The sequence below is a fragment of the Mesorhizobium sp. M7A.F.Ca.CA.002.15.2.1 genome (assembly GCF_003998715.1).
In the GTDB taxonomy this organism is placed as follows: Bacteria; Pseudomonadota; Alphaproteobacteria; order Rhizobiales; family Rhizobiaceae; genus Mesorhizobium; species Mesorhizobium ciceri.
On sequence record NZ_RZPI01000907.1, the window covers coordinates 1 to 1787 of the forward strand.

Annotated in this window: 2 protein-coding genes; both read left to right on the forward strand. The window is 66.9% G+C overall.

The window, feature by feature from the left end; genetic code table 11:
• Positions 1-376, forward strand: a 376-nt coding sequence (locus ENZ74_RS30970; RefSeq protein WP_127313265.1) for an SIS domain-containing protein, incomplete at its 5' end; no start/stop codon positions are given.
• Positions 373-1551: an N-acetylglucosamine-6-phosphate deacetylase gene (nagA, locus tag ENZ74_RS30975; protein ID WP_063169681.1), complete on the forward strand. Its 1179-nt coding sequence runs from the start codon at positions 373-375 to the stop codon at positions 1549-1551. The genes ENZ74_RS30970 and nagA, both read left to right, overlap by 4 nt.
• Positions 1552-1787: the final 236 nt, after the last annotated feature.

Below are 1787 nucleotides of genomic sequence, written 5' to 3' on the forward strand. Positions count from 1 at the left end.
CAATGAGGCTGCGCTGAAATTCAAGGAGACCTGCGGCATGCATGCGGAAGCCTACAGCGCCGCCGAGGTCATGCACGGCCCGCTGGCGCTGGTCGGCCCTGATTTTCCGGTGCTGGCGCTGGCCGCGCGCGACGCGTCCGAACCGTCGATTGCCGAGGCCGCCGACAGCCTGGCGGCCAAGGGCGCGCCGGTGTTCGTCACCTCGGCACTTGCCCAACGCGCCGTGCGCCTGCCGCATGTCGCCACAGGCCATCCACTGACCGATCCGCTGACGCTGATCGTCTCCTTCTACATGTTCGTCGAGGCGTTTGCCCGCCATCGCGGTCTCGACCCGGACACGCCGCGCAATCTTCGCAAGGTGACGGAGACCGTATGAGCAATCGCTTTGCCCTGACTGGCGCCCGGATTTTCGACGGCGACGATTGGCATGAAGGCCACGCGCTGGTCGTGCGCGACGGTCTCGTCGAGGCCATTTTGCCCACGGGCGCCGTCCCCTCGGACATCGCCCTCGTCGACGCCGGTGACGGCCTGCTGGTGCCGGGCTTCGTGGACCTGCAGGTCAATGGCGGCGGCGGCGTCATGCTCAACGACCATCCCGATGTCGCTTCCATCGAGACCATCTGCCGCGCCCACGCGCCCTTCGGCACGACGGCGCTGCTGCCGACGCTGATCACCGACACGCCTGCAATCACGGCCGCCGCTGTCGCCGCCGGCGAGGCGGCGGCGCGCCAGAAGGTGCCTGGCTTTCTCGGGCTGCATCTCGAAGGCCCGCATTTGTCGGTCGCCCGCAAGGGCGCGCATGATCCGGCGCTGATCCGGCCGATGACGGATGCCGACCAGGCGATGCTGATCGCGGCGCGGCAAAAGCTGCCGGTGCTGCTGACCACCATCGCGCCCGAATCCGTCGAGCCGGCTCGCGTCGCGGCGCTGACTAAGGCCGGCGTCATCGTCAGCCTTGGCCATTCCGACACCGGCTACGCCACCGCCAGCGCCTTTGCCGCGGCGGGCGCCTCGATGGTTACCCACCTGTTCAATGCGATGAGCCAGATCGGCAATCGCGAGCCTGGCCTGGCGGGCGCCGCCATCGACATCGGCGCCTTGTCGGCCGGTCTCATCGCCGACGGCATCCATGTCGATCCGGCCACCATCAAGATCGCACTGCGCGCCAAGCAGGGGCCGGCCAGGATCGTTCTGGTCACCGACGCCATGGCGACAATCGGCACCGACATGACGTCGTTCACGCTCAACGGCCGTACCGTCTATCGCAGGCATGGCAGCCTGCGGCTCGGCGACGGAACGCTGGCGGGCGCCGATCTCGACATGATCTCGGCCATTCGTTTCACCCACCGCGTCATCGGGGTCGAGCTTTCCGAGGCCTTGCGCATGGCTTCGCTCTATCCGGCGCAAGCAATCGGCCAGTCGCACCGGCTTGGCCGATTCGCCAACGGCACGGCTGCGGATATTGTCGCGCTGTCGGACGATCTCGACCCGAAGGGCGTCTGGATCGGCGGCGAAAAGGTTTTTGGAGCCGGCTACGGCACTGCGCATTGATATCGGCTGTCGTCGTGAAACCTTTTGATTTTGAGGTCGTTGTCGGAGCGTATGTCCGAGGCGAAACCCAAATTGAAACAGGCCGACGGCATCAAACCGCGCGGTGCCTTGAAGCCGCGACAGCAAGCGCCGCGTGACCACAGGCCGCGCCAAGAGGATCTGCGCGAAAAAAAACCGCCGACTGCCGAAGCTGCCCCCGAGGTCGACGGCCAGCCGGGACCGCCACCGGAGGCTGT

What these genes read in the sequence shown, in the direction of transcription:
- nagA (WP_063169681.1), top strand. Translation starts at nt 373, where the DNA reads ATGAGCAATCGCTTTGCCCTGACTGGCGCCCGGATTTTCGACGGCGAC.